Origin of the sequence: Streptantibioticus rubrisoli (genome assembly GCF_024436055.1) — a bacterium.
GTDB classification, from domain to species: Bacteria; Actinomycetota; Actinomycetes; order Streptomycetales; family Streptomycetaceae; genus Streptantibioticus_A; species Streptantibioticus_A rubrisoli.
The window spans coordinates 1-21,065 of record NZ_JANFNH010000047.1 but is presented as its reverse complement, the minus strand read 5'-3'; the positions used below and the strand labels follow the sequence as shown (position 1 = coordinate 21,065).

General features: G+C 71.2%; 21 protein-coding genes and 1 riboswitch. Of the genes, 10 read left to right on the top strand and 11 right to left on the bottom strand.

Annotated elements, in window-relative coordinates; all coding sequences use genetic code 11:
* The first annotated feature begins 159 nt into the window (after nucleotides 1-159).
* Nucleotides 160-273: riboswitch (TPP riboswitch) on the top strand.
* From thiO to NON19_RS27625, 5 genes are all read left to right on the top strand, one after another.
* Complete coding sequence (gene thiO / locus NON19_RS27645; RefSeq protein ID WP_255931831.1) at nucleotides 270-1,442, top strand: glycine oxidase ThiO; 1,173 nt, start codon at nucleotides 270-272, stop codon at nucleotides 1,440-1,442. Its footprint overlaps the riboswitch before it by 4 nt.
* A complete protein-coding gene (thiS, locus tag NON19_RS27640; RefSeq protein ID WP_255931830.1) occupies nucleotides 1,439-1,639 on the top strand; it encodes a sulfur carrier protein ThiS in 201 nt (66 codons plus the stop codon). Before thiO ends, thiS begins: the two co-directional genes overlap by 4 nt.
* Nucleotides 1,640-1,643: 4 nt before the next feature.
* Complete coding sequence (locus NON19_RS27635; RefSeq protein ID WP_255931829.1) at nucleotides 1,644-2,453, top strand: thiazole synthase; 810 nt, start codon at nucleotides 1,644-1,646, stop codon at nucleotides 2,451-2,453.
* A gap of 43 nt (nucleotides 2,454-2,496) precedes the next feature.
* Nucleotides 2,497-4,404 carry a Stk1 family PASTA domain-containing Ser/Thr kinase gene (gene pknB / locus NON19_RS27630; protein WP_255931828.1) on the top strand — a complete coding sequence of 636 codons (1,908 nt, stop codon included), beginning with the start codon at nucleotides 2,497-2,499 and terminating at the stop codon, nucleotides 4,402-4,404.
* Nucleotides 4,404-5,264, top strand: coding sequence for a deoxyribonuclease IV (locus NON19_RS27625; RefSeq protein WP_255931865.1), 861 nt, complete (start codon nucleotides 4,404-4,406; stop codon nucleotides 5,262-5,264). Before pknB ends, NON19_RS27625 begins: the two co-directional genes overlap by 1 nt.
* A gap of 43 nt (nucleotides 5,265-5,307) precedes the next feature.
* On the opposite strand, the gene NON19_RS27620 is transcribed toward NON19_RS27625, so the two are convergent.
* The gene (locus NON19_RS27620; RefSeq protein WP_255931827.1) at nucleotides 5,308-5,922 is read right to left on the bottom strand and encodes a sulfite oxidase-like oxidoreductase; all 615 of its coding nucleotides are present in this window, start codon (nucleotides 5,920-5,922) and stop codon (nucleotides 5,308-5,310) included.
* A 171-nt stretch (nucleotides 5,923-6,093) separates the two neighbouring features.
* Here NON19_RS27620 and bfr point away from each other — a divergent pair, with 171 nt between their 5' ends.
* The gene (gene bfr / locus NON19_RS27615) at nucleotides 6,094-6,576 is read left to right on the top strand and encodes a bacterioferritin (RefSeq protein WP_255931825.1); all 483 of its coding nucleotides are present in this window, start codon (nucleotides 6,094-6,096) and stop codon (nucleotides 6,574-6,576) included.
* Nucleotides 6,577-6,583: 7 nt separating this feature from the next.
* On the opposite strand, the gene NON19_RS27610 is transcribed toward bfr, so the two are convergent.
* Nucleotides 6,584-6,880: a (2Fe-2S)-binding protein gene (locus NON19_RS27610; RefSeq protein WP_255931824.1), complete on the bottom strand. Its 297-nt coding sequence runs from the start codon at nucleotides 6,878-6,880 to the stop codon at nucleotides 6,584-6,586.
* Nucleotides 6,881-7,007: 127 nt separating this feature from the next.
* Nucleotides 7,008-8,357, bottom strand: a complete 1,350-nt coding sequence (locus NON19_RS27605) for a class II 3-deoxy-7-phosphoheptulonate synthase (RefSeq protein ID WP_372514312.1) — start codon at nucleotides 8,355-8,357, stop codon at nucleotides 7,008-7,010.
* A 255-nt stretch (nucleotides 8,358-8,612) separates the two neighbouring features.
* Here NON19_RS27605 and NON19_RS27600 point away from each other — a divergent pair, with 255 nt between their 5' ends.
* On the top strand, nucleotides 8,613-10,523 hold the full coding sequence (locus NON19_RS27600) for an anthranilate synthase family protein (protein ID WP_255931821.1): 1,911 nt from the start codon (nucleotides 8,613-8,615) through the stop codon (nucleotides 10,521-10,523).
* A gap of 49 nt (nucleotides 10,524-10,572) precedes the next feature.
* Here the strand turns inward: NON19_RS27600 and NON19_RS27595 are convergent, their stop codons facing one another.
* Entirely contained in the window at nucleotides 10,573-11,601 is a 1,029-nt protein-coding gene (locus NON19_RS27595) for a 6-phosphofructokinase (protein ID WP_255931820.1), read from the bottom strand.
* Between the two features lie 158 nt (nucleotides 11,602-11,759).
* Nucleotides 11,760-12,485, bottom strand: coding sequence for a lysophospholipid acyltransferase family protein (locus NON19_RS27590; protein WP_255931864.1), 726 nt, complete (start codon nucleotides 12,483-12,485; stop codon nucleotides 11,760-11,762).
* Between the two features lie 235 nt (nucleotides 12,486-12,720).
* On the opposite strand from NON19_RS27590, the gene NON19_RS27585 reads away from it, so the two are divergent.
* A complete protein-coding gene (locus tag NON19_RS27585) occupies nucleotides 12,721-13,506 on the top strand; it encodes an alpha/beta hydrolase (RefSeq protein ID WP_255931863.1) in 786 nt (261 codons plus the stop codon).
* On the top strand, nucleotides 13,493-14,017 hold the full coding sequence (locus NON19_RS27580) for a hypothetical protein (protein ID WP_255931819.1): 525 nt from the start codon (nucleotides 13,493-13,495) through the stop codon (nucleotides 14,015-14,017). The genes NON19_RS27585 and NON19_RS27580 overlap by 14 nt, the downstream gene beginning before the upstream one ends.
* Before the next feature lie 91 nt (nucleotides 14,018-14,108).
* Here the strand turns inward: NON19_RS27580 and NON19_RS27575 are convergent, their stop codons facing one another.
* The 6 genes from NON19_RS27575 to NON19_RS27550 form a co-directional block, all read right to left on the bottom strand.
* Nucleotides 14,109-14,855 (bottom strand): endonuclease/exonuclease/phosphatase family protein, encoded by a 747-nt coding sequence (locus NON19_RS27575; protein ID WP_255931862.1) that lies wholly within the window; start codon nucleotides 14,853-14,855, stop codon nucleotides 14,109-14,111.
* Between the two features lie 25 nt (nucleotides 14,856-14,880).
* Nucleotides 14,881-15,822: an ROK family glucokinase gene (locus tag NON19_RS27570; protein ID WP_255931818.1), complete on the bottom strand. Its 942-nt coding sequence runs from the start codon at nucleotides 15,820-15,822 to the stop codon at nucleotides 14,881-14,883.
* Nucleotides 15,823-15,878: 56 nt separating this feature from the next.
* Nucleotides 15,879-16,280, bottom strand: coding sequence for a DUF5304 domain-containing protein (locus NON19_RS27565; RefSeq protein WP_255931817.1), 402 nt, complete (start codon nucleotides 16,278-16,280; stop codon nucleotides 15,879-15,881).
* Nucleotides 16,281-16,413: 133 nt separating this feature from the next.
* Nucleotides 16,414-17,565 (bottom strand): ArsA family ATPase, encoded by a 1,152-nt coding sequence (locus NON19_RS27560; RefSeq protein ID WP_255931816.1) that lies wholly within the window; start codon nucleotides 17,563-17,565, stop codon nucleotides 16,414-16,416.
* Nucleotides 17,566-17,570: 5 nt separating this feature from the next.
* On the bottom strand, nucleotides 17,571-18,011 hold the full coding sequence (locus tag NON19_RS27555) for an SRPBCC family protein (protein ID WP_255931815.1): 441 nt from the start codon (nucleotides 18,009-18,011) through the stop codon (nucleotides 17,571-17,573).
* Between the two features lie 136 nt (nucleotides 18,012-18,147).
* Nucleotides 18,148-18,909, bottom strand: a complete 762-nt coding sequence (locus NON19_RS27550) for a metallophosphoesterase family protein (protein WP_255931814.1) — start codon at nucleotides 18,907-18,909, stop codon at nucleotides 18,148-18,150.
* Nucleotides 18,910-19,210: 301 nt separating this feature from the next.
* Between NON19_RS27550 and NON19_RS27545 the strand changes: the two genes are divergently transcribed.
* On the top strand, nucleotides 19,211-21,010 hold the full coding sequence (locus NON19_RS27545) for an AMP-dependent synthetase/ligase (RefSeq protein WP_255931813.1): 1,800 nt from the start codon (nucleotides 19,211-19,213) through the stop codon (nucleotides 21,008-21,010).
* Nucleotides 21,011-21,065 lie beyond the last annotated feature (55 nt).

Below are 21,065 nucleotides of genomic sequence, written 5' to 3'. Positions count from 1 at the left end.
CGCACCATCGTGCGGGGAGATCCCTGACACATCGTCACGGCTCGCGGCGGGTTCGGCACGACACCCGCCGCCACGAACCGCCCCGCCCCCAGAGGGGAAGCCACCACACGGCGGACGGGACCGGGGGCCCACCCCCGTACCTCACGCAGTAAGGTACGGGTGAGCACTCGCGGGAGCCCGGACGTACCGGGCTGAGAGGGCGGCTGAGCGGCCGCCGACCGTACGAACCTGATCCGGGTCATACCGGCGAAGGGAGGAGCGGAACCGTCATGCACGTTCCCAGTTGCCCGCCGCAAGACGACGTGCTCGTCATCGGTGGCGGCATCATCGGCCTGGTCACCGCTTGGCGCGCGGCCCAGCGCGGCCTGCGGACAGCGGTGGTCGACCCGTCGCCCGGCGCGGGTGCGGCCCATGTCGCCGCCGGGATGCTCGCCGCCGTCACGGAACTCCAGTACGGCGAGCAGACCCTGCTGGAGCTCAACCTGGCGTCCGCGCGCAGCTACCCGACGTTCGCCGAGGAACTGACCGAGGCCACCGGCCTCGACCTCGGCTACCGCCCCTGCGGCACGCTCGCGGTCGCGCTGGACGCCGACGACCGCGCCGCGATGCGCGAACTGCACGCCTTCCAGCTCACGCTGGGCCTGGCGTCCGAGTGGATCAGCGGCCGGGACTGCCGCCGCCTGGAGCCGATGCTCGCCCCCGGCGTGCGCGGCGGCCTGCGGGTGGACGGCGACCACCAGGTCGACCCGCGACGGCTGGCCACCGCTCTGCTGCGGGCCTGTGAGAGGGCGGGGGTGGTCTTCCACCGCGACTCGGCGGAACGCGTCACGGTGGACGGCGACCGTGTCCGCGGCGCGGTGCTGCGCGACGGCACCGCGCTCGCCGCCGAGCAGACGGTACTGGCGGCGGGCAGCCGCAGCGGCACCGTCGCGGGCCTGCCCGAGCACGTGCTGCCGCCGGTGCGGCCGGTGAAGGGCCAGGTGCTGCGGCTGCGGATCCCGCGGGCGTACGCCCCGTTCCTGTCCAGGACGGTGCGCGGGGTGGTACGCGGCGGGCATGTCTACCTGGTGCCACGGGAGAACGGCGAGCTGGTGGTCGGCGCGACCAGCGAGGAGTTGGGCTGGGACACCGAGGTCACCGCGGGCGGCGTCTACGAACTGCTGCGGGACGCGCACGACCTGGTGCCCGGCATCACCGAACTGCCGCTCGCCGAGGCCCTGGCCGGGCTGCGCCCGGGCTCACCGGACAACGCCCCGCTGCTCGGCCCGACCGCGCTGCCCGGGCTGCTGCTGGCCACCGGCCACCACCGCAACGGGGTGCTGCTCACCCCGATCACCGGCGATGCCATGGCCGAGGCGCTGACCACCGGCGAACTCCCGCCGTACGCCCGTCCGTTCACCCCCGCACGATTCGCGACCGCACCCCAGGAGCAGGCCGTATGACCGTCTCGCTGAACGGTGAAGCCCGCGACGTTCCCGCAGGCCTCACCCTCGACCGTCTCGTCGCCACCTTGACCACCGCGCACTCCGGGGTGGCCGCCGCCGTCAACGAAACCGTCATTCCACGCAGCCGCTGGACCAGCACCGCGCTCGGCGAGGGCGACCGCGTCGAGGTGCTCACCGCGGTACAGGGAGGCTGACCACATGGCCGACGACCTGTTCAGGATCGCCGACACCACCTTCACCTCCCGGCTGATCATGGGCACCGGCGGCGCGCCCAGCCTTGAGGTGCTGGAGCAGGCGCTGCTGGCCTCCGGGACCGAGCTGACCACGGTCGCGATGCGCAGGCTGGATCCGACGGTGCGCGGCTCGGTGCTGTCGGTGCTGGACAAGCACGGCATCCGGGTGCTGCCGAACACCGCGGGCTGCCACACCGCCGGGGAGGCCGTGCTGACCGCGCGGCTGGCCCGGGAGGCGCTGGGCACCGACTGGGTCAAGCTCGAAGTCGTGGCGGACGAGCGGACGTTGCTGCCGGACCCGGTCGAACTGCTCGACGCGGCCGAGACGTTGGTGGACGACGGCTTCGTGGTGCTGCCGTACACCAACGACGACCCGGTGCTGGCCGCCAAGTTGGAGGACGTGGGGTGCGCGGCGGTGATGCCGCTGGGCTCGCCGATCGGGTCGGGGCTCGGCATCCGCAACCCGTACAACTTCCAGCTGATCACCGAACGGGCGTCGGTTCCGGTGATCCTCGACGCGGGCGCGGGCACCGCCTCGGACGCGGCGCTCGCGATGGAGCTGGGGTGCGCCGGGGTGATGCTGGCGTCCGCTGTGACGCGCGCTCAGCAGCCGGTGCTGATGGCGGCCGCGATGCGGCACGCCGTGGAGGCCGGGCGGCTCGCCGCCCGGGCCGGGCGGATCCCCCGGCGGCACCACGCGGTTGCCTCCTCGCCGCAGGACGGCGTGGCCGCGCTGGATCCGGAGCGCCCGGCGTGGGGCGCGGACGGGATCTGACGGGCACCGGGATTCCACAGTCCCACCTCGTAAACTCCCTTGCGTGAATACGACCCTCCAGGACCCGCTCGTCGGGCACGTGCTCGACGGCCGGTACCGGATCGAGGCGCGGATCGCCGTCGGCGGGATGGCCACGGTCTACCGGGCCGTGGACACCCGTCTCGACCGCGTACTGGCGCTGAAGGTGATGCACCCGGCGCTGGCGGGCGACGAGGCCTTCGTCGAGCGGTTCATCCGGGAGGCCAAGGCGGTGGCCCGCCTTGACCACCCCAACGTGGTGGGGGTGTTCGACCAGGGCACCGACGGCACGTACGTCTATCTGGCGATGGAGTACGTGGCGGGCTGCACCCTGCGCGACGTGCTGCGGGAGCGCGGCGCGCTGCCGCCGCGGGCCGCGTTGGACATCCTGGAGCCGATACTGGCCGCGCTGGGCGCCGCGCACCGGGCGGGTCTGGTGCACCGGGACATGAAGCCGGAGAACGTCCTGATGGGCGACGACGGCCGGGTCAAGGTCGCCGACTTCGGCCTGGTGCGTGCGGTGGGCACCGACACCACCTCCACCAGCGGTTCGGTGCTGGGCACCGTGTCGTACCTGGCCCCCGAGCAGATCGAGCACGGCACCGCCGATGAGCGCTCCGACGTCTACGCGTGCGGCGTGCTGCTGTACGAGATGCTCACCGGCGCCAAGCCGCACAACGGCGGCACCCCGGCCGCCGTGCTCTACCAGCACCTGCACGAGGACATCGCGCCGCCGTCGGCCGCCGTGCCGGGGCTCGCGGCGGAGCTGGACGAGTTGGTCACCGCCATGGCGTCCCGTTCGCCGCAGCCGCGCCCGGCCGACGCGGTGGCCGCGCTGGGCCGACTGCGCTCGGTGCGCTTGGCGCTGACCGACGAGCAGTTGGACGCGGTACCTCCGCAGGCCGCGGCGGCCACGGCGGACGACGACCGTACGACGGTCATCCGCCGCACCGAACGCACCGAACCCACCGAGGTGATCAACCGCACCACCCGCTTCCAGCTTCCGCCGAACCTGATCAGGTCCGAGGACTCCGCTGCGCCGCACATGTTCAGGCGGCTGCCGCGGCGCGGGCTGATAGCGATCGTCACCGTGCTCGCGGTGCTGTTCGGCACCGGCGCGGTGGTCTGGTACGTGGGCTCCGGCCAGTTCACCAGCGTGCCGCCGGTGCTGGCGCTGTCGCGGGCGCAGGCCGAGCAGAAGCTGCGGAACGCTGGGCTCGGGGTGCGGGTCAGCGAGGACTTCAGTGAGACGGTCGCCAAGGACCACGTGATCTCCACCGATCCCGGCCCCGGCGCCCGCATCCGCGGCAACGGGACGGTGCGGGTGGTGGTCTCGCGCGGCCCGCAGCGCACCGACGTACCGCAGGTGGTCGGCAAGCCGCTGGACCAGGCGCAGCAGGCGATCAAGGCCGCCGGGCTCACACCGGGCACGGTCACCCAGGCGTTCAACGACACCGTGCCCAAGGGCGCGGTGATCTCCACCGATCCCGCGCCGGGCACCGCGCGCAAGAACGGCGACGCGGTGGCGATCACCGTCAGCCGCGGCAAGGCGGTGCCGGTCCCCAACGTGATCGGCTCCACCGTCAGCGACGCCGAACAGAAGCTGCAGGCCGCCGGATTGAAGGCACAGGTCTCCAGCAGCCCGGTGTTCTCCGACTCGGTGCCGAAGGACTCCGTCGCCCAGCAGAGCCCGGCCGACGGCCAGGCCGCACAGGGCGACACGGTCACGCTGACCGTCTCCAAGGGCCAGCAGTTGTTCAAGGTGCCGGACGTGACCGGACAGGACACCGACACCGCGAAGCAGACCCTTGAGGCGGCGGGCTTCAAGGTGACCGTGATCAACCTGTTCTTCACCGGCAAGGTCTTCAACGAGTCGCCCGGTGGCGGTTCGATGCAGCCGAAGGGCACCACGATCACCCTGTGGGCGCGTTGATGGGTACGGCACGCAATCCCGTTGGCGCCCATGTCCCGGTGGCGGGCGGGCTGGCGAAGGCCGGGCTGGGGTACGCGCGGGACATCGGCGCGGAGACGGTGCAGGTCTTCGTCGCCAACCCGCGTGGCTGGGCGACGCCGGTGGGCAACCCGGCGCAGGACGAGGCGTTCCGGGAAGAGTGCGCGGCGCGGGGCATACCGGCGTACGTGCACGCCCCGTACCTGATCAACTTCGGTTCGCACACCGCGGCGACCGTGGACAACTCGGTGGACTCGCTGCGGCATTCGCTGCGCCGGGGACGGGCGATCGGCGCGCTGGGCGTGGTGGTGCACACCGGTTCGGCGACCGGCGGGCGGTCCCGCGCGGTGGCGCTGGCGCAGGTACGGGAGCGGATGCTGCCGCTGCTGGACGAGCTGGTGCGCGAGGACGACCCGTGGCTGCTGTTGGAGCCCACGGCCGGGCAGGGCGCCTCGCTGTGCTCGTGGGTCGAGGATCTCGGGCCGTACTTCGAGGCGCTGGACCGGCATCCGCGGCTGGGCGTGTGCCTGGACACCTGCCATGTCTTCGCCGCTGGCCACGACCTGGCCGGGCCCGGGGGCATGAAGCAGACGCTCGACCTGCTGACCGAAACGGTCGGGGAGGGACGGCTGCGGCTGGTCCACGCCAATGACTCCAAGGACGTGGTCGGCGCGCACAAGGACCGGCACGAGAACATCGGCGCCGGTCACATCGGCGCGGAGCCGTTCCGCGAGCTGTTCCGCCATCCGGCGACGGAAGGCGTACCGCTGGTGATCGAGACGCCGGGGCCGAAGGTCAACTACGCGGCGGACGTCGCCCGCCTGAAGGCCCTGCGGGGTTAGGGTCCGGGGGCCTGCCGCCCGAAGGGCGGACCCGCCGGGCGGGCTACAGTTCTGGGCCGTCGCCCGGTTCTTCCTGGTAGGAGTAGCGCTGTTCGCGCCAGGGGTCGCCGATGTTGTGGTAGCCGCGCTCCTCCCAGAAGCCGCGGCGGTCGGCGACCATGTACTCCACGCCGCGCACCCACTTGGGGCCCTTCCAGGCGTACAGATGCGGCACTATCAGCCGCACCGGGAAGCCGTGCTCGGCGGTGAGCAGCTCGCCGCCCCGGTGCGTGGCGAATATCGACTTGTCGTCAGCGAAGTCATCCAGCCGCAGGTTGGAGCTGAAGCCGTACTCGGCCCACACCATGACGTGCGTGACCTCGGGCGCGGGCGGTGCCAGCTTCAGCACCGTGGAGGTGGCCACCCCGCCCCACTCCACGCCGAGCATGGAGAACTTGGTGACGCAGTGGAAGTCGCCGATGACCGTGGCGTGCGGCAGCGCCGAGAACTCCTCGTGGTTCCAGCAGTGCTTCTCACCGTCGGCCGTGGCGCCGAAGACCCGGAACTCCCAGCGCTCCGGCTTGAACCTGGGCACCGGTCCGTAGTGCAGAACCGGCCAGCCGCGTTGAAGCCGCTGCCCGGGAGGAAGCTCTCCTTCGCGGCGTTCCGACTGACCCATGACTCCATGGTGACAGACCGGGCGGCATGCTCTTGACCGGCGGTGCACCGACCAGCAGGCAATCCAGACAAGCCACCATGAGTGTGTACTTACTGGATCGCCCCTCCGCTCGGTGCGAGGATGCGCGCATCTGCCGCGCCCCACCGGGCACAACGAAGGGACGGCGTTGCCATGCAGGGCGACCCCGAGGTGATCGAGTTCCTCAACGAGCAGCTGACCGGCGAACTGACCGCGATCAACCAGTACTTCCTGCACGCGAAGATGCAGGAGAACCTCGGCTGGTACAAGCTCGCCGAGCACACCCGGGCGGAGTCCTTCGACGAGATGAAGCACGCGGAGGTGCTCACCGACCGGATCCTGTTCCTGGAGGGGCTGCCCAACTACCAGCGGCTGTTCCACGTCAGGATCGGCCAGACGGTGACGGAGATGTTCCAGGCGGACCGGCAGATCGAGGTGGAGGCGATCGACCGGCTGCGGCGCGGCATCGAGGTGATGCGGTCCAAGGGCGACATCACCTCGGCCAACATCTTCGAGGACATCCTGGCCGACGAGGAAGAGCACATCGACTACCTCGACACCCAGCTGGAACTGGTGGAAAAGCTCGGCGAGCCGCTCTACATCGCGCAGCTCATCAAGCAGCCGGACGCCTCGTAGACCGGGCTCAGGCCGCCTCGACCGCCGCCAGCACCGGCCGCGGCGCCGCGACGGGCTCGACGCGGGACGCCACCGGAGTCAGCCGGGCCTGGATCTCTTCCCGTGGGACCTCATCCCGTGGGACCCCGGCACGCGGGACACAGCCGCCGCCCCGGCCCAGCAGCGCCTGGATGCGGCGGACGCAGGACCCGCAGTCGGTCCCCGCCTTGCACGCGGAGGCCACATCGCGCGGAGTACAGGCTCCGGCGGCCTGGTGCGCATGCACCTGCGCCTCGGTCACCCCGAAGCAGCTGCACACGTACACGCGGTCTCCCTCCCAGCGGATCCCAGAATGGTGAGGCAAACCTAACCTTACCTGGCGTGCCCGCCGCGGAAAAGCGCCGAGGGGCGCGAATCAGTGTGATCCGCGCCCCTCGCAAACGCCGTAGGCCCTACTGCTGCCGGTACATCTCCGCCACCAGGAAGGCCAGGTCCAGGGACTGGCTGCGGTTCAGCCGGGGGTCGCAGGCCGTCTCGTAGCGCTGGTGCAGGTCGTCGACGAAGATCTCGTCGCCGCCGCCCACGCACTCGGTGACATCGTCGCCGGTCAGCTCCACGTGGATGCCGCCCGGGTGGGTGCCCAGGCCCTTGTGGACCTCGAAGAAGCCCTTGACCTCGTCGAGCACGTCGTCGAAGCGCCGGGTCTTGTGGCCCGAGGCCGCCTCGAAGGTGTTGCCGTGCATCGGGTCGCACACCCACGCCACCTGGGCTCCGGACGCCGTGACCTTCTCCACCAGCTCGGGCAGCCGGTCGCGGATCTTGTCGGCGCCCATCCGGGTGATGAACGTCAGCCGACCGGGCTCGCGCTCCGGGTCCAGCCGGTCAATCAGGGTGAGGGCCTCGTGCGGCGTGGTCGTCGGACCCAGCTTGACGCCGATCGGGTTGCGGATCCGGGAGGCGAACTCGATGTGCGCGCCGTCCAGCTGCCGGGTGCGCTCGCCGATCCACAGCATGTGGCCGGAGACGTCGTACAGCTTGCCGGTGCGCGAGTCCACCCGGGTCAGCGCCGACTCGTAGTCCAGGATCAACGCCTCGTGCGAGGAGTAGAACTCGACGGTCTTGAACTCCTCCGGGTCCGTCCCGCAGGCCTTCATGAAGTTCATCGCGTTGTCGATCTCGCGGGCCAGCGCCTCGTAGCGCTGACCGGACGGGGACGACTTCACGAAGTCCTGGTTCCAGGCGTGCACCTGCCGCAGGTCGGCGTAGCCACCGGTGGAGAAGGCGCGCACCAGGTTCAAGGTGGCGGCCGAGGCCTGGTACATCCGCTTCAACCGCTGCGGGTCCGGGGTACGGGCCTCGGGGGTGAACTCGAAGCCGTTGACGCTGTCACCCCGGTACGTCGGCAGGGTGACCCCGCCGCGGGTCTCGGTCGGCTTGGAGCGCGGCTTGGAGTACTGGCCGGCGATCCGGCCGACCTTCACCACCGGCACCGAAGCCGCGTAGGTGAGCACGGCGCCCATCTGGAGCAGCGTCTTGAGCTTGTTGCGGATGTGGTCGGCGGAGATCGCGTCGAACGCCTCGGCGCAGTCGCCGCCCTGGAGCAGGAACGCCTCACCACGGGCGACGGCTCCCATACGGCTGCGCAGCAGGTCGCACTCGCCCGCGAAGACGAGCGGCGGATACGACTCGAGGTCCGCGATCACTTCGCGCAGAGCCTCGGGGTTGGGCCACTCGGGCTGCTGCGCCGCGGGAAGGTCGCGCCAGGTGTTGCCACCGGCAGTGGATTCAGCGTTCACGGTCACAAGGCCAACACTACGGGGTCTTGTCCAGATCTTTTCGTCGATGCCCGCAAGGTGAGACAACCGGTGGTCGTCCATGGACGTGCGCTAGGGTCGGGGCCGTGTACGCGCTGACGAACCCGACCTGCCGCACGGCATGGTGGTGGACCGCTGATCCGGCGGCCCACTGATCGCGCGCACCCAGGAGTTTTCGCGAAGGCCGCCCGAGGGCGGCCTTCGGCGTGTCTGGCCGCCCTCCGCATCCCGGAAGGATCCGCCATGAACGCCAGCCCCAGCGCACTCGTGGAGCGCCTGTGCTCCCCCGACCGCCCGCCGTTCGCCCTGTTGCGCCGCCGTACCCCCGGCCGGGCCGAGGACACCGTCGAGCTGCTGCTCGGCCCGGTGACCCGGCTGGAGCGGCTGGCCGACATCCCGCTGCCGACCGGAGTACCGGACGGCGGCGCGGCGCTGGACGCGCTGGCGCTGGTGCCGTTCCGGCAGATCCGGGAACGCGGCTTCGACGTGCGCGACGACGGCACCCCGCTGCTGGTGCTGCGCCCCCGGGAGACGCATCTGCTGCCGGTGCCGGAGCTGCTGGCCGCGCTGCCGGGACACGCGGTGACCGTCGAGGGCGGGGCGTTCGACGTGGCCGACGAGGAGTACGCGCGGATTGTGCGCCGGGTCGTCGAGGACGAGATCGGACGCGGTGAGGGCGCGAACTTCGTGATCCGCCGGACCTTCCGCGGCGAGATCCCCGGCTTCACCACCGCCGACGCGCTCGCCCTGTTCCGGCGGCTGCTGACCGGCGAGCGCGGCGCGTACTGGACGTACGTGGTGCACACCGGCGAACGCACCCTGGTCGGCGCGAGCCCGGAAGTACATGTCCGGATGGCCGGGGGGACGGTGGTGATGAACCCGATCAGCGGCACCTACCGCTATCCGGCGACCGGCCCGTCCGCCGAGGGCCTGCTGGCGTTCCTGCGGGACGCGAAGGAGGTGGAGGAGCTGACCATGGTCGTCGACGAGGAGCTGAAGATGATGTGCACCGTCGGCGACCTCGGCGGCCAGGTGATCGGCCCCCGGCTGAAGGAGATGGCGCACCTGGCGCACACCGAGTACGAGCTGCGCGGCCGCAGTTCGATGGACGTGCGCCAGGTACTGCGCGAGACGATGTTCGCCGCGACGGTGACCGGCTCGCCGGTGCAGAACGCCTGCCGGGTCATCGAACGCCACGAGCCGCACGGCCGCGGCTACTACGCGGGCGCCCTCGCGCTGATCGGCCGGGACGCGGGCGGCGCCCAGACCCTGGACTCCCCCATCCTCATCCGCACCGCCGACATCACCCCGGACGGACGGTTCGGCGTCGGCGTGGGCGCCACCCTGGTCCGCCACTCCGACCCGCACGGCGAGGTGGCCGAGACCCACGCCAAGGCCGCCGCGGTCCTGGCCGCACTGGGCGTGGGCCCGGCCGCCGTGCGCCCCGCCGACGGCCCCCGGCCCCGGCTGGCGGACGACATCCGGGTGCGCGCCGCACTCGACGCACGCCGGGCGAACCTGGCTCCGTTCTGGCTGCGGTTGCGGGACCGGCGGGAAACCGAGCCGACCGGCCATGCGCTGGTGGTCGACGGCGAGGACACCTTCACCGCGATGCTGGCACACGTTCTGCGCTCCGCCGGTCTGGCGGTAACCGTACGCCGCTACGACGAACCCGGCCTGCGCGAGGCGGCGTTGGCGCACCCCGGCCCGGTGGTCCTCGGCCCGGGTCCCGGTGACCCGGCGGACCGCACTGACCCCAAGATGCGTCAACTGCGCGCGCTGGCCGCCGAGTTGCTCAGCGGCCACCGGCAGGGGCTGCTCGGGGTGTGCCTCGGGCATGAGCTGATCGCCGCCGAATTGGGCCTGGGCATCGTCCGCAAGCGGGTGCCGTTCCAGGGCGCACAGGAACGGATCGACCTGTTCGGCCGCCCGGAGACGGTCGGCTTCTACAACACGTTCACCGCGCGGTGTGATGACGCCAGCGCGGACGAACTGGCCATGCACCGCGTCGAGTTGTCGCGTGACAAGACGACCGGCGACGTCCACGCCCTGCGCGGCCCGGGCTTCGCGGGCGTCCAGTTCCACCCGGAGTCGGTCCTGACCTTGAACGGCACGGGCATCCTGCGGGAGCTGCTGACCGCGGTAACGGTATGAGCGCTTGAAGGGGCGGGTGGGTGGGCGAAAGCCCACCCACCACCGGCGGTCAGCCGAAGAACACACCAGCCTCGGCGTACAACGCGGGATCAACGGTCTTGAGCTTGGCCGTGGCCTCAGAAAGCGGAACCCGCACGATATGCGTCCCCCGCAACGCGACCATCTTCCCGAAGTCCCCGTCACTGACGGCATCGATCGCGTGCAACCCGAACCGGGTGGCGAGCCACCGGTCGAAGGCGGACGGGGTGCCGCCCCGCTGGATGTGGCCCAGGACAGTGGTCCGGGCCTCCTTACCGGTCCGCTTCTCGATCTCCTTGGCCAGCCAGTCCCCGATCCCGGACAGCCGGACGTGCCCGAAGGAGTCCAACGTGCCGTCCTTGGTGACCAGTTCGCCGTCCTTGGGCATGGCCCCTTCCGCGACCACGATGATCGGCGCGTACCGCACCTTGAAGCGGCTCTCCACCCAGCCGCACACCTCGTCGATGTCGAAGCGGTGCTCGGGGATGAGGATGACGTTGGCGCCGCCCGCCAGCCCGGCGTGCAGTGCGATCCAGCCCGCGTGGCGGCCCATGACCTCGATCACCAGCACCCGCATGTGCGACTCGGCGGTGGTGTGCAGCCGGTCGATGGCCTCGGTCGCGATGTTCACGGCGGTGTCGAAACCGAAGGTGTAGTCGGTGGCGCTCAGGTCGTTGTCGATGGTCTTGGGTACGCCCACGCACGGCACGCCGTACTGGTCGGCGAGGGTGGCGGCCACGCCCAGGGTGTCCTCTCCGCCGATCGCCACCAGCGCGTCCACCTCGTGCTTGGCGAGGTTCTCCTTGACCTTGCGCACCCCGTCCTCGACCTTGAGCGGATTGGTGCGGGACGAGCCGAGGATGGTGCCGCCGCGCGGCAGGATGCCGCGCACCGCGGGGATGTCGAGCTGCTTGGTGTGCCCTTCGAGCGGGCCGCGCCAGCCGTCCCGGAAGCCCACGAACTCATGCCCGTACTCCTGTACGCCCTTGCGTACCAGGGCCCGGATGACCGCGTTCAGCCCGGGGCAGTCGCCACCGCCGGTCAGCACTCCGACGCGCATGGATTCCTCCCTATCTACGACGCTGGCAGCCAACACGGCACACGCTAGCCGTGGTCCAGGTCACAGGGGATCGCCCAGGGCGTGGATTCCGCCCAGCCACAAGGGAGTTGGAGTTCGCGCATCACTCGAACGGGTGGCGGTGGCGCGAGCCGGTTCGGTCAGGAGCCGGACTTCGACTGCCTGGCGGCCTTCTCGGCCTCCTCGGCCCGCTTCTTCGCCTCGGCGATCTGCCGCTTGGCGGCGGTGGCGTAGATGTCCACGTACTCCTGGCCGGAGAGCTTCATGATCTCGTACATGACCTCGTCGGTCACCGAGCGCAGGATGAAGCGGTCGTTCTCCATGCCGTGGTAGCGGCTGAAGTCCAGCGGCTTGCCGATCCGGATACCGGGGCTCATCAGCTTCGGCACGATCTTGCCGGGCGGCTGGATCTTCTCGGTGTCGATCATGGCGACCGGGATCACCGGCGCGCCAGAGGCGAGCGCGACCCGGGCCAGTCCGCCGGGCTTGCCCCGGTACAAGCGGCCGTCGGGCGAGCGGGTGCCCTCGGGGTAGATGCCGAACAGCTCACCGCGGGCCAGCACGTCAAGGCCGCTCTTGACCGCCGCCTCGCCCGCGCCGCGCGCCCCCGAGCGGTCCACTGGCAGTTGGCCCACGCCCTTGAAGAACGCGGCCGTCAGCTTGCCCTTGACCCCGGGGGAGGTGAAGTACTCGGCCTTGGCGATAAAGGTGACCTTGCGGTCCAGGACCGCGGGCAGGAAGAAGGAGTCCGAGAACGACAGGTGGTTGCTCGCCAGGATGGCCGGGCCCTCCTTGGGGATGTTCTCCAGCCCCTCCACCCAGGGCTTGAAGGCGAGCTTGAGCGACCCGCCGAGCGTCAGCTTCATCACGCCGTAGAACAACCGAGGACCTCCTGTAGGCGACGGTAGACCTTAACCTGCCGGAACGGAGCCACCGCAGGTGGCCACCACGGCCACAGGGCGGGACGGTTCGACCTTCCAGCCGCCCGGTCGGCCGCGTACTGTGAGGTACCTGTCCGTGCTGTGTGCCGTCAGCGCGTCAGCGCCGCCGTACCGGTACCGACCGACCCCGCGGATCGCGCTCATGAACAGGAGACCCACGGTGCCGCTCATGCCCGGAGCCGAACCGTACCGCCATGACGGCGGACAGACAGGTGTGCTGTTGTGCCACGGCTTCACCGGCTCCCCGCAGTCCCTGCGCCCCTGGGCGGAGTACCTCGCCGAGCGCGGTCTGACCGTGTCGCTGCCGCTGCTTCCCGGGCACGGCACCCGCTGGCAGGACCTGCGGGTCACCGGCTGGCAGGACTGGTACGCGGAGGTCGACCGGGAGCTGCGGGCGCTGCGCGAGCGCTGTTCGCGGGTGTTCGTCTTCGGGCTGTCGATGGGCGGTGCGCTCACCATCCATCTGGCCGCCGAGCACGGTCCGGCGATCAGTGGGATCGTACTGGTCAACCCGTCGGTGCGGGCGGACAGCGGGCGGTTGCGGCTGGTGCCGGTGGCCCGGCACTTCGTACCGTCGGTGAAGGGCATCGCCAACGACATCGCGAAGGAGGGCAGCGTGGAGCTCGGTTACGACCGCACCCCGCTGCACGCGGTGCACTCGTTGTCGAGGTTCTGGCGGATCGTGCAGGCGGATCTGCCGAAGGTGACGCAGCCCGTGCTGCTGTTCAACAGCCGGGTGGACCATGTGGTGCACCCGGCGAACGGGGACCTGGTGGAGCGTCGGATCGGGTCCGCGGATCTGACCCGTACGATCCTGGAGCGCAGCTACCACGTGGTGCCGCTGGACCACGACGCCGAGCGGGTCTTCCGGGCCAGCCACGAGTTCGTGCGGCGGTTGGCGTCCGGACCCGACGGGGAAGTCGAGGTGGCCAGTGGCGGAGCGTGACGAGCCGCCACAGGACGGCACGGACGGCACGGAGCCGCGCGACCCGGCGGGCGGTGCGGGGGCGCCGCTGGACGAGGAGGCGGCCTGGGCGCAGATCGTCGCGGGGTACGGCGAGGAGCCGGAGCTGCCCGAGGGCTGGCCCGACGCCGAGGGCGAGCACGAGGCGGCGACCAACAAGGGCGTTCCGGAGGTGCCGCGGGAGTTCGTCATACGGGCAACACCGCGGCCCGGGCCGCGGGACTACGAGCTCACCGACGACGAGGACGAGGGGCACTTCGTGCCGCCGGAACCGCCGCCGCTGCCGCCCGCCGACGTGACCACCAAGTTCGCCTGGATCGCGGTGCTCGGCGGGCCGCTGCTGGTGCTGGGGTTCGTGCTGTTCCAGGAGCCGCTGACCTGGTGGGCGATGGTGCTGGGGATCGGCGGCTTCCTTGGCGGCTTCACCACACTGGTGGCCCGGATGAAGGGCCGCGAGGAGGACGACGACCCCCACGGCGGCGCGGTGGTCTAGCCGGGGGTTCGGGGCCTGCCCCCGGAATGAGGACCTCCGCGGCGGCGGGCGACCCCAGCGGCGGAAGCCACCGTGAGCGCGGGCGCCAGCCTCACCCCGCGGGAATGCGCACGGCCGCCAGCACCGGCAGGTGATCCGTGGCGGCCACCAGGTCCTCCGCCCACACACCCGAGAGCTTCTCGGGGACGCCGCACCCCAGGAACTCCACCCCCTTGGTGGCGAAGATCGCGTCGAGCCGCTGATACGGATCGCCAGGGCGGGAGGTGTGCTCCCCGCCCCACGGCCGTACCGCCCAGCCGTCCTGGAGCTCGCTGGCGATACGGGTGAACGCCCTCCCGTCGGGGTGGTCGTTGAAGTCGCCGCCGACCACCGTGTGCGGCTCGCCGACGGTGGCGACCCGGTCGAGCAGCAAACCCGCCTGCGTGTAGCGCTCAACGGGGTTGACGCTCAGATGGCAGCTGATCACCGCCAGCCGCGCGGCACCGAACCGCAGCACGGCGGTGGCGAAGCCGCGCTGGTGCAGGCCGGGGGTGCGGGGCAGCAACAGGTCCTCGGTGCGCTCCACATGGGCGCGCAGGTTGGCCAGGATCATCGGGCCCGCGGCGGTGGCCCCACCGGTGACCGTGACCAGCCCTGACTCGCGGGCCAGCCACGCCGCGTGCTTGCGCCACCGGAAGAACCGCGGCGCCTCCTGGACGCAGACCACGTCGGGGGCGCAGGCCCGGATCACCCGGGCCAGCGCCGCCCGGTCATCCCGCATGGAGCGCACGTTGTAGCTGAGCACCCGGACGACCGCCGAGCCGTCCGGTTCGGTACGGGAGTTCGGCAGCTGGTCCACTGTGCCCACGGTGGCTCCTGCCCGGTCAGCCCTGGCGTGCCAGGTCGGCCGCGCCGACCAGCCCCGCCTCGCCGCCGAGCTGGGCGGCGAGCACCTGGGCGTGCGGCCGCCACTGGCCGCCCACCAGCCAGCGGCGGAACGACTTGCGGATCGGTTCCAGCACCAGGTCGCCCTCGTCGGAGACCCCACCGCCGACGATGAACGCCGAGGGATCGAAGAGGGAGGCCAGGTCGGCGAGTCCGGCTCCGGCCCAGCGGGCCAGCTCCCGGAAGGAGTCGACGGCCACCGGGTCGCCCTTCCTGGCGGCCTCGCTGATGTGCTTGCCCTCGATGGACTCGACGGTGCCGTCGCCCAGGCCCAGCAGGATCACCGCGTTCTCCGGCGTGGCCGCGGCACGCTGCCGGGCGTAGCGCACCAGGGCGCGTCCGGAGGCGTACTGCTCCCAGCAGCCCTGGCTGCCGCATCCGCACAGCAGGCCGTCCGGCACCACCCGGAGGTGGCCGAACTCGCCCGCGACGCCGAACCGGCCGCGGTGCAGCTTGCCGCCGATGATGATGCCGCCGCCCAGGCCGGTGCCCAGGGTGATGCAGACGACGTCGTCATGGCCCTGGCCGGCGCCGAACCGGTACTCGCCCCAGGCCGCCGCGTTGGCGTCGTTCTCCACCACGACGGGCAGGCCGACCCGCTGCTCGACCTTGTCCTTGAGCGTCTCGTGGCGCCAGTTGATGTTCGGCGCGAACAGCACGGTGGCGCGTTTGTCGTCCACGTAACCCGCGGCGCCGATGCCGACGGCGTCGATCCGGTGGGAGGCGCTGACCGTGCGTACCGCGTCCGCGATGGCGTCGATGACGCCTTCGGGGGTCGGCGGGGTCGGCACCTTGCAGGTTTCGAGGATCGTGCCCTCCTCGTCGACCACTCCGGCCGCGATCTTGGTGCCGCCGATGTCGACGCCGATGGTGAGTCCCATGTGTCCCTCAGAGTTTTGGTCGAACCCCGCTTAAGGCAACCGTACCCGAGGAGGACTCAATCGAGGTCGATGTGTTCACTTCCTGAAGGCTGATCGTTACCGACGCCCTGGGTCCAGCGGCTCTCCTGGCCGGACACCGCGGCCCGGTAGGCGGCCAGCAGCTCGGATCCGGCGGCGGCCAGGTGCTCGAAGACGTCGGGGTTGCGCTCACGGATCGGGCCGACTGCCGCGCGCACCTGCGAGATCACCGTCTGCGCGGCCAACTCGGCGGCGGGGGAACGGAGTTCGGCCACCTTGTCGGCGACCGCCTCGGCCAGCTTGCGCAGTTCGTCCGCCGCGCTGCCGGGACGGTGACCGGCCTGCGCACGGCGGCGGGCCCGCTCCTCGGCGAGGTCCTCGGCGCAGGCCGTGGCCCACGCGTCGGCGCCGGTGTGCTGGCGGTCCTGGCCTTCGCTCATCGCGGACTCCTCACGGCGTTCCGAGGCGGATCGGTTCACCACTTGTACTCAATGGTGTGTTCTGCACCACTGTGGCGAATCCGGGGTTGGTCATCGTGACCCATCCAACGTTAGCCCGGCGGATGCGGCGAATTCACTGGGGCCACAGCGCCGGGTCAGGTGCGAAACGTACCCGCAGCACACCGTCGCGCAGCGCGGCCCCGGTCACGGTGCAGCGGCGCAGCGCGGACGGCAGCGGCATGATGCGCCGGAACTCCCCTGCGTCGACCACGACTTCGTCCCCCCGCCGCACCAGGTCGAGGGTCTCCCGGGTGGCGCCGGGCAGCGGCAGCCGCCACAGCAGGTGGCCGTCCGCCGCCAGCCGGTCCTCGACGCTCCACGGTTCCCCGGCCGGTGTGTCGGGCAGCGGCTCGACGGCCAGCTCCGGCCCGCCGAGCGCCGCGAGTTCGTCGGGGCCGTACGGATCGCGGCCCAGGTGGGGCAGTTCGCGCACCGGCACGCCGTCGGCGCCGAACTCCTCGTGCAGCGCCTTGAGATACTTCTGCTGCTGTCCGGACAGCCCGGCCAGGAAGGGGTCCGCGGAGCCGGTCGGCAGCAGCCGGTTGGCCGTCAGCGACTCCACCCGGTGCCCGAACAGGGCGAGTCCGGTGCGGGCGGTGCGTATGGCCGCGGCGGCCCGCGGGCCCGGCTCGACGACCAGCCGGACCGTGGTGGCGGCGGAGGCGATCACCGCGCTGACCGCGGCGAGTTCGGTCTCCCAGCGGGCCGCCGTCTCGTACAGCCACTCCGCGGGCATCGGCACCCCGGCGAGCTGGGCGAGCATCGGGCGCAGCGCGCGGGCGGCCTGCCGCTCCGGCGGCAGCAGTCTGCCCAGGTAGCGGCGGAGTTGCTCGGGCAGCGCCAGCAGCCGGATGGCGCTGCCTACCGGCGGCAGATCGGCCACCAGCACGTCATGGCCGTCCGTCCGGCCGAGCGCGTGCAGCAGCGCGAACTCCCGGGAGCCGGGCAGCTCGGTGAACTCCTCGGGGTCCAGCGGGCTTGCGCCGAGCAGTTCGAGGACGGTGGACAGCCGCTGCTGGAGTTCGGCGGCCCGGTCCTGGAAGAGGCACGCGGCGTCGAGGGTGCGTACGGTCAGCCCGGGCGTCTGGGGCGCGGTGAGGCCGGGCGGCGGGTCGGCGGTGACCAGCAGGGCACGGGCACCGGCGCGGGCGGCGGCCAGCGCGGTGGCCGCGGCGACGGTGCTGCTCCCCGCGCCGCCGGGACCGGTGACCAGGACGGTACGCACCGCGCTCAGCCCTGCTCCACGCGCTTCTTCAGCCCGTCCAGGGCGCGGTCGATGATGACCTTCTCCGCCTTGCGCTTGATCATGCCGAGCATGGGGATCTTCACGTCGACGGTGAGCTGGTAGGTGACCTCGGTGCGCTTGCCGTCGGCGAGCGGGGTCAGCGTGTAGGAGCCGTCGAGGGCGCGCAGCATCTGCGACTTCACCAGCGACCAGCTGACCTGGTTCGGGCCGCCCCAGGTGTACTTCAGGGTGTGGTCGTCCTTGATCGCCCCGGCGTCGAGCACCAGCCGGACCCGCTCCGCGCGGCCCTCGTCGTCCTTGGCGAGGATCTCGGCCTCCTTGACCTCGCCGGTCCACTCCGGGTACCGCTCGAAGTCAGAGATCACCTTCATCACGTCGGCCGGGGCCGCCTCGATGGTGATGCTAGAGCTGGTGTGTTCCGCCATCGCCGTGGCCCCTCCGGGACTTCGCGTCGGTCTTCCCAGGCACCCGGCGGCCGTCGGCGCCGCGCCTGGAGGTTTTCTGGTGCGTCAGGTTATCGCGGGTGGCTCCGGCGGTGGGTAGCGCCTCGGTCGTCCTCGGTCACCACTGCAGGACGTAGGGGGCGTGGGTGGCGTTGAAATGGCCGACGTTGACGCACTCGGTGGTGCCTATCCGCATCCGCCGCACCAGCGGCTGGTGGACGTGGCCGAACAGCGCGTACCTCGGGCGCACCGTGTGGATGGCGTCCAGCAGGGCCTGGCTGCCGCGCTCGAAGCGGCGGGCGACGGTGTCGTAGCACAACTCCGGCACGGCGGGCGGGATGTGCGAGCAGAGCACGTCGACCGGTCCGAGCGCGGCGACCTTGGCCGCGTAGGTCTCGTCGTCGATCTCGTACGGGGTGCGCATCGGGGTGCGCAGTCCCCCGCCGACGAAGCCGAAGACCCGGCCGCCGATCTCGGCCGTCGTCCCGTCCAGCACGGTGGTGCCGGGGCGGGCGAACTCCGGCCACAGATCGGGCATGTCGACGTTTCCGTAGGTCGCGTACGTCGGCGTGGGCAGCACCCCGAACATCTCGGCGTACTGCTTGCGCACGGCGCGCTCCACGGCGGCGGCGCGGTCGATGCCGTCCCACAGCCTGCGGGACAGGGCGCGGGCCTCCTCGAAGCGGCGGGCGGTGCGCAACTGCACGATGCGGTCGGCGTTCTCGGTGCCGAACAGCTCGGGGAAGATCCCGCGCGAGTGGTCGGCGTAGTCGAGGAAGAGGATCAGGTCGCCGAGGCACACCAGGGCGTCCGCACCGTCTCCCGCCCTGGCGAGGGGCTCGACGGCGCCGTGGACATCGCTCACCACATGGACCCGCATGCCGCTCACCTTAACGGGCCCGGCAAGAGGCGAACGCCCCGGTGGACCGGTGGTTACCTGCGGGTCACCGGACCTCTGCAATAGGGTGCCCGGAGCACCGCTGCGGCCGCGTCCGGGCGGCGGGACGGACAGACCGGTGGCGGGTGCCACGACGATCGAGAGCGGTGTGACACAGCGAACATCTGCCCCTGAACCCCTATCCCGGAAGCTTTACCCATGGGTAACGTCCGGGCCGTCCCATACAGCTCTTGATCACGAGCGCAGCCGACAACGCCGCCGGCGCCGACGAGGAGCATCAGTCTTGCGCGAGTTCAGCCTTCCGGCTTTGTACGAGGTCCCTGCCGACGGCAACCTGACGGATCTCATCCGCCGCAACGCCGCGCAGCATCCCGACGTCCCGGTGCTGGCTCGCAAGCGTGACGGGGTCTGGCAGGACGTGACCGCCAGACAGTTCCTCGCCGAGGTGCGCGCCGCGGCCAAGGGCCTGATCGCCTCCGGTGTCGAGCCCGGCGACCGGGTCGCCCTGATGTCGCGCACCCGGTACGAGTGGACGCTGCTGGACTTCGCCATCTGGAGCGCGGGCGCGATCACCGTTCCGGTATACGAGACGTCCTCCGCCGAGCAGGTCGAGTGGATCCTCGGCGACTCCGGCGCGGTGGCCTGCGTGGTCGAGACCACCGTGCACGAGGAGTTGGTGGAGTCGGTCCGCGAGCGGCTGCCGCGGCTGAAGCACCTGTGGCGGATCGACGCGGGCGCGGTGGAGACCCTGGGATCGTCCGGCAGCGATGTGTCCGACGCGGAGGTGGAGGAGCGCAGCACGGTCGCCGACGCCGACACCCCCGCCACGATCGTCTACACCTCGGGCACCACCGGGCGTCCCAAGGGCTGTGTGCTGACCCATCGCAGCTTCTTCGCCGAGTGCGGCAACGTGGTGGCGCGGCTGACGCCGCTGTTCCGCACCGGCGAGTCGTCGGTGCTGCTGTTCCTGCCGCTGGCGCATGTGCTGGGGCGGCTGGTCGAGGTGGCGTGTGTGATGGCGCCGATCAAGCTCGGGCATGTCAGCGACGTCAAGAACCTCACCGACGAACTCGCCTCGTTCAAGCCCACGTTGGTGCTGAGCGTGCCGCGCGTGTTCGAGAAGGTCTACAACTCGGCGCGGGCGCAGGCGGGTTCCGGGGGCAAGGAGAAGATCTTCGACAAGGCGGCCGACACCGCCATCGAGTACAGCAAGGCGCTGGACACCCCGGGCGGTCCCGGTTTCCCGCTGCGGCTGCGGCACAAGGTCTTCGACCGGCTGGTGTACGGCAAGCTGCGGAACGTGCTGGGTGGCCGGGCCACCCACGCCATCTCCGGCGGGGCACCGCTGGGCGAGCGGCTCGGTCACTTCTACCGGGGCATCGGCTTCACCGTGCTGGAGGGGTACGGGCTCACCGAGTCCTGCGCCGCGACCGCGTTCAACCCGTGGGACCGCACCAAGATCGGTACCGTCGGCCAGCCGCTGCCGGGCAGCGTGGTGCGGATCGCCGACGACGGCGAGGTTCTGCTGCACGGTGAGCACCTGTTCACCGGCTACTGGAACAACGAGCGGGCCACCGCCGAGGCGCTGGAGGACGGCTGGTTCCACACCGGGGACATAGGAACCCTGGACGAGGACGGCTATCTGACGATCACCGGGCGCAAGAAGGAGATCATCGTCACCGCTGGCGGCAAGAACGTCGCTCCCGCGGTGATCGAGGATCGCATCCGGGCGCACGCGCTGATCGCCGAGTGCATGGTGGTCGGAGACGGTCGGCCGTTCGTCGGAGCGTTGATCACGCTGGACGAGGAGTTCCTGCCCCGCTGGGCCGAGCAACACGGCAAGTCGGCGGACACGCCCGTGGCCGAACTGCGTTCGGATCCCGAGCTGTTGGCGGAGGTGCAGCAGGCCGTCGACGACGGCAACGCGGCGGTCTCCCATGCGGAGGCGGTCAAGAAGTTCCGCGTTCTGCCGACGCAGTTCAGTGAGGAGTCGGGGCATCTGACGCCGTCGCTGAAGCTGAAGCGGAATGTTGTCTTGCGGGACTTCGCGGACGAGATCGAAGCGCTGTACGCGTCCCGCTGACGGTTCCGGCCACCTCCTTTCCGTCCGCCCACCCCGGCGGGGGTTCCTTTCCCCA